The organism is Streptomyces flavofungini, assembly GCF_041028215.1.
Taxonomy (GTDB): domain Bacteria; phylum Actinomycetota; class Actinomycetes; order Streptomycetales; family Streptomycetaceae; genus Streptomyces; species Streptomyces flavofungini_B.
The window spans coordinates 1-5,500 of the sequence record NZ_JASKYR010000519.1; the positions used below are offsets into that span (position 1 = coordinate 1).

A 5,500-nucleotide genomic window follows, 5' to 3' on the forward strand; every position below is an offset into this window, starting at 1 on the left:
CCCGTCCCCACCGACCACGCCGAGCCCGTGCCCGCCCGCTGGTCGCGGGTGCCCCTCATGCCGTTCTGGCGACGCGTGGTGACCCGCCCGAACCTGCTGCTCGAACTGCTCCTGATCCGGGTCGGCTACTCCGCCTACCAGCAGGTCAGGCTCGCGGCGACCGGCGGCACCATCTCCGGGGGACGGGCCCGCGCCGAACACCACGGCGAGCAGATCCACGCCATCGAGCGGTTCCTGCACCTCGACGTCGAGCACTGGGTCAACCATGCCGTGGCGAGGGCCGGACGCCTGGAGGCGTTCTTCGACTTCTACTACACGTCCTTCCACTTCATGGTGCCGCTCGCGGTCCTCGCCGTGCTGTACGTACGGCGCCCCGCCGAGTACCGCTGGGCGCGCTCCGCCCTCGGCTTCGCGACGGTCCTCGCCCTGATCGGCTTCTGGGCCTACCCGCTCGCCCCGCCGCGCCTGATGCCCGGCCTCGGCTTCATCGACACGGTGCACGGCGCGCAGGACTTCACCAAGCCCAACTACGGCACGCTGACCGACCTCACCAACCAGTACGCGGCGATGCCGTCACTCCACTTCGGCTGGTCCCTGTGGTGCGGTCTGGTCATCGCCCTCCTCGCGCCCCGGTGGTGGATGAAGGCCCTCGGCCTGCTGCACCCGCTCCTCACCGTCTCCGCGATCGTGGCGACCGCCAACCACTGGGTGCTCGACGCGGTGGGCGGCGCGGCCGTGGTCGGCGCGGGCTTCGGGCTCACCTACCTCCTGTCGGGGCCCAGGGCCGGGCGGCCACGGCGGGAAACGGGACCGGAACCCGACGTCAGCGGCAGGTCGCGGGACGGCTCGGCGAAGGACCGTACCCCGAGCTGATCCGGTAGGTGCCCGGCTCCGGCACCGAGAGGCGGGTGAACTCGCCCTGCCGCCTGAGACAGGCGCCCTCGGCCCGCAGCCACGGCGAGTACACCAGGCGCACCGTCACCGAACCCCGCTCGGGGACGCGCACCACCACGTCCGATCCCGTGGTGCGGACGACGGACGCGGGGCGTGAGACCAGCGGCACCGCGTTCGTCACCCGGAAGATGCGCCAGTGGGCGTCCCGCCACACCGGGTCGAGCCACTTCGGGCCGCTCGCCACCAGCGCCGCCTCGTCCTCGGCGAACCCGTCCGGCTTGCCCGAGGGCAGCACCACGTACCCGACGGCCCACTTGTCGAGCCAGGCGCGGTAGGTGGCGGCGGAGAACGTGCCGTCGTAGAAGAGGCGCCCGCGCTCGATGTCGAGCTGGCGGTTCCAGCCGCGCGCCATGTTCACGTACGGGGCGAGCGCGGTGGCCTCGCGGTGGTTGCGGGCCGGGACCACCTCGACGCGGGTCCGGTCGGCGCCGAGCCGCTCCAGCTCGCGCACCACGCCCTGGGTGTCCGCGGCCCAGGCGGGCACCTTCGTGGAGACCGCCAGGTCGTCGTAGGTCTTCTGGACCACCCAGGCCGAGGAGAGGACGAGCGCCACGGCCAGGACGAGCCGCCGCACCCGGTCCAGGCCGGGCGCGAGCAGGGCGGCGAGCAGCGCCGCGGGACCGAAGAGCTCCGCGAGCCGCTCGACGTTGGTGCCGATGGGGGACGGGATGAGATACGTGAGGACGGTCCCGGCCGCGTACGTCCCCGCGCCCCACCGCAAGGCCCGCCACTCGCGCGGCGCCGCCACCACCAGGGCCAGGCCGAAGAGGACCGGCGGGAAGATCCGGTCGAAGGGCATCAGCTGTTCGCCGCTGAACGGGAAGAGCAGCGTGGTGGTCGCCACGACGAGGAAGGGCGGCACGATCAGGACCGCCGCGCGGACCCAGTCGCGTACGAAGAAGTAGCCCGCGCCCGCCACGACGAGGAAGAGCCCGGCCACCGGGGAGCCCATGGTGGCGAGGGCCGCGCACACCGCGGCCACGGCCGCGCGCCGCTCCCTTACGAGCGCCAGGCAGGCCGCGAGGCCGAAGGCGAGGCCGAGCGCGAACGTCGTACGGCCCGAGGCGACGTTGCACCAGATGCCGAGCGAGGCGAGCACCGCGGGCCAGAGCGGCCCGCGGACGCCGGTGCGCTCGATGAGCAGGGCGGCCAGCCAGGCGCCCGCGACCCCGGAGAGCACCGTCACGGTCTTCACTCCGACGGCGGCCATCAGATAGGGCGAGATGAGGCTGTAGTTGGCGGTGTGCATGCCGCCGTACCAGAAGAGGTTGTACGCGGCGGCCCCGTGCTGCGCGGCGAACCCCGCCCAGGCCTCCTGCGCCGCCAGATCGCCGCCGCCGGTGGCGAGGAACGCCGCCCACACCACGTACAGGGGAAGGGTGGGGGCGGTGGCGAGCAGCGGTACGCGGTGTCTGCGGCAGAACCCCCGGAAGGAGAACTTCCGTTCGCCGGGGGCGCTGCCGGACGGAGCGATCGAGTAGTCGGCAGAGACCACGGCCACGGTTTCCGTTCGGCATCGGGAAAGGCAAGGTTCACCTGCCAGGACGCCGGGCGCAACGGAAACGTTGGTTCCGTAAAGGGGACGGCCGGAATGGGGTGGGTCAGCCGGTGCTGACCCGGAGCTCCTTCACGCCGTTCAGCCAGGCCGACCGCAGCCTGCGCGGGTCGCCGGTCAGCCGCAGCCCCGGCATGGCGTCGGCGACGGCGTTGAAGATGAGGTTGATCTCCAGGACCGCGAGCGACTTGCCGAGGCAGAAGTGCGGGCCGCCGCCGCCGAAACCGAGGTGGGGGTTGGGGTCGCGGGTGATGTCGAACGTGCCGGGGTCCTCGAAGACCTCGGGGTCGTGGTTGGCGGAGGAGTAGAAGACGCCGACCCGGTCGCCCGCCCTGATCCGCACGCCGCCGAGCTCGGTGTCCTGGGTCGCCGTGCGCTGGAAGGAGACCACGGGGGTCGCCCAGCGGACGATCTCCTCGGCGGTGGTCGCCGGGCGCTCCCTTTTGAACAGCTCCCACTGGTCCGGGTGGGTGAGCAGGGCGTGCATGCCGTGGGTGATGGCGTTGCGGGTGGTCTCGTTGCCCGCCACCGCGAGCAGGATCACGAAGAAGCCGAACTCGTCGGAGGAGAGGTTGCCCTCGTCCTCGGCCGCCACCAGTTGGCTGACGATGTCCTTGGCGGGGCACTCCTTGCGGGCGGCGGCGAGGTTCATGGCGTAGGAGACGATCTCCATGGCCGCCTCGGCCCCCACCTCGGCGGTGATGGCGTACTCCGGGTCGTCGTAGGCCGCCATCTTGTTGGACCAGTCGAAGATCTTGGAGCGGTCCGCCTGGGGGACGCCGATCAGCTCCGCGATGGCCTGCAGGGGCAGCTCCACGGCGACCTGCGTGACGAAGTCGAAGCCGCCGTCGGCGTCCGCGTTCGCGAGTGCCGTCCCGACGATGGAGCGGGCACGGGCGCGCAGCGCGTCCTCCAGCGAGCGGATGGCGCGCGGCGTGAAACCGCGCTGCACGATCTGCCGTACGCGGGTGTGCTCGGGCGGGTCCATATTGAGCATGATCAGCCGCTGGGCGTCGATCGCGTCGCGCTGGATCGACTCGTTGAACCGGATGATCGCGGTGTTGAGGTAGGAGGAGAACAGTTCGGGGCGCGTGGAGACGTACTTGACGTCCTCGTGCCGGGTGACGGCCCAGTACCCCTCGTCGTCGAAGCCGGAGACGCGGCGCGGCTGGGCGATCCAGCGCACCGGTTCCGTCCGCCGCAGGGTCGCGAACTCCGGCAGTGGTACGCGGGCTTGGAGCAGATCGGGGTCGGTGAAGTCGAACCCGTCGGGAAGCGCTGGACAGGGCATCGGCAACTCCAGGTCTGACGGGAACCAAGGGGCCCCGGTAATTCTGACGGCCCATCAGGAGGTGCTTCGCAAGGTAGTAACGGGTTCTACAAGTGGCAAGGGCCGGGGCGCGATCCCTGCATGCACGGAGGGGGCGTGCGGGGTGATTCGGCCGGTGCCGGGGTATGCAAGACCCTTGCGGCGCCGGGGTCGGGCTCAGCAGACTGCTGTGCAGAACTAGAACGCGTACTAGTTACACCCGCGAGCCGCCGGGACGGCTCGCGGGACGTGGACGGAGAGGACCAGCCCCATGGCCGCGGAACCTGTCATCGTCGAAGCCGTACGCACCCCCATCGGCAAGCGCGCGGGCGCGCTCGCCAATCTCCACCCCGCCTATCTGCTCGGGGAGACCTACCGTGAACTGCTCGGCCGTACCGGCATCCACGCGGACTGCGTCGAGCAGATAGTCGGCGGTACGGTGACGCACGCCGGGGAGCAGTCCATGAACCCGGCGCGCACCGCCTGGCTCACGATGGGGCTTCCGTACGAGACGGCGGCGACGACGGTGGACTGCCAGTGCGGTTCCTCGCAGCAGGCGAGCCACATGGTGGCCAACATGGTCGCCGCCGGGGTCATCGATGTCGGGATCAGCTGCGGTGTGGAGGCGATGTCGCGGGTGCCGCTGGGGTCGGGCTCCAAGCACGGGCCGGGCAAGCCGTTCCCCGACGAGTGGAACGTCGACCTGCCCAACCAGTTCGAGGCCGCCGAGCGGATCGCCCGCAAGCGGGGGCTCACCCGGGAGAACGTCGACTCCCTCGGGCTCATCTCGCAGGAGCGGGCGGCCACGGCGTGGTCCGAGGAGCGCTTCAAACGCGAGACGTTCGCCGTGCAGGTGCCCACCACCGAGGAGGAGCAGGCCGCGGGCCAGGGCATGTGGCGGCTCGTCGACCGGGACGAGGGGCTGCGCGACACGACGATGGAGGCGCTCGGGGGGCTCAAGCCGGTCATGCCCACCGCCGTGCACACGGCGGGCAACTCCTCCCAGATCTCCGACGGGGCGGCGGCCATCATGTGGGCGTCCAAGCGGATGGCGCGCGCGCTCAAGCTGCGGCCCCGGGCGCGGATCGTCGCCCAGGCGCTGGTCGGCGCCGATCCCCACTTCCACCTCGACGGGCCGATCGACGCGACGCGGGCGGTGCTCGGCAAGGCGGGGATGTCTTTGAAGGACATCGACATCGTGGAGATCAACGAGGCGTTCGCGTCGGTGGTGCTGAGCTGGACGCAGGTCTTCGGGCAGGACCTGGAGAAGGTCAACGTCAACGGGGGCGCGATCGCCCTCGGTCATCCGGTCGGGGCGACGGGGGCGCGGCTCATCACGACGGCCCTGCATGAGCTGGAACGCCGGGACAAGGAGTTCGCGCTGGTGTCCATGTGTGCGGGGGGTGCGGTGGCCACCGCCACGATCTTGCAGAGGCTTTAGCGGGTTTGTCGCCGGCTGCGCCTGGCTCGTCCTCAGGCGCCGGACGGGCTTTGTGCGGTGGCTCGGGTCCCGGCTGTCGCCGGCTGCGCCTGGCTCGTCCTCAAGCGCCGGACGGGCTTGGGAGGGGTGGCTGCGGTCACTGCTGTCACCGGCTGCGCCGAGTTCGTCCTCAAACGCCGGACGGGCTGGAATGGGTGGCTCGGGTACGTGTGAGAGGTGGCCGCCCCCGGTGTGGGGGCGG

4 protein-coding genes are annotated in these 5,500 nt (G+C 71.3%); 2 read left to right on the top strand and 2 right to left on the bottom strand.

Annotated features, from left to right (window positions below; translation table 11 throughout):
• The coding region (locus AB8Z36_RS28560) for a phosphatase PAP2 family protein (protein WP_369216269.1) at positions 1-873 on the top strand (873 nt) is incomplete at its 5' end.
• Here AB8Z36_RS28560 and AB8Z36_RS28565 read toward each other — a convergent pair.
• Positions 824-2,428 (bottom strand): hypothetical protein, encoded by a 1,605-nt coding sequence (locus AB8Z36_RS28565; protein WP_369216272.1) that lies wholly within the window; start codon positions 2,426-2,428, stop codon positions 824-826. The genes AB8Z36_RS28560 and AB8Z36_RS28565 overlap by 50 nt on opposite strands.
• A gap of 127 nt (positions 2,429-2,555) precedes the next feature.
• Entirely contained in the window at positions 2,556-3,800 is a 1,245-nt protein-coding gene (locus tag AB8Z36_RS28570; RefSeq protein ID WP_369216270.1) for a cytochrome P450, read from the bottom strand.
• A gap of 289 nt (positions 3,801-4,089) precedes the next feature.
• Here AB8Z36_RS28570 and AB8Z36_RS28575 point away from each other — a divergent pair, with 289 nt between their 5' ends.
• Positions 4,090-5,259 carry a steroid 3-ketoacyl-CoA thiolase gene (locus AB8Z36_RS28575; RefSeq protein ID WP_369216271.1) on the top strand — a complete coding sequence of 390 codons (1,170 nt, stop codon included), beginning with the start codon at positions 4,090-4,092 and terminating at the stop codon, positions 5,257-5,259.
• The last annotated feature ends 241 nt before the right edge of the window (positions 5,260-5,500 follow it).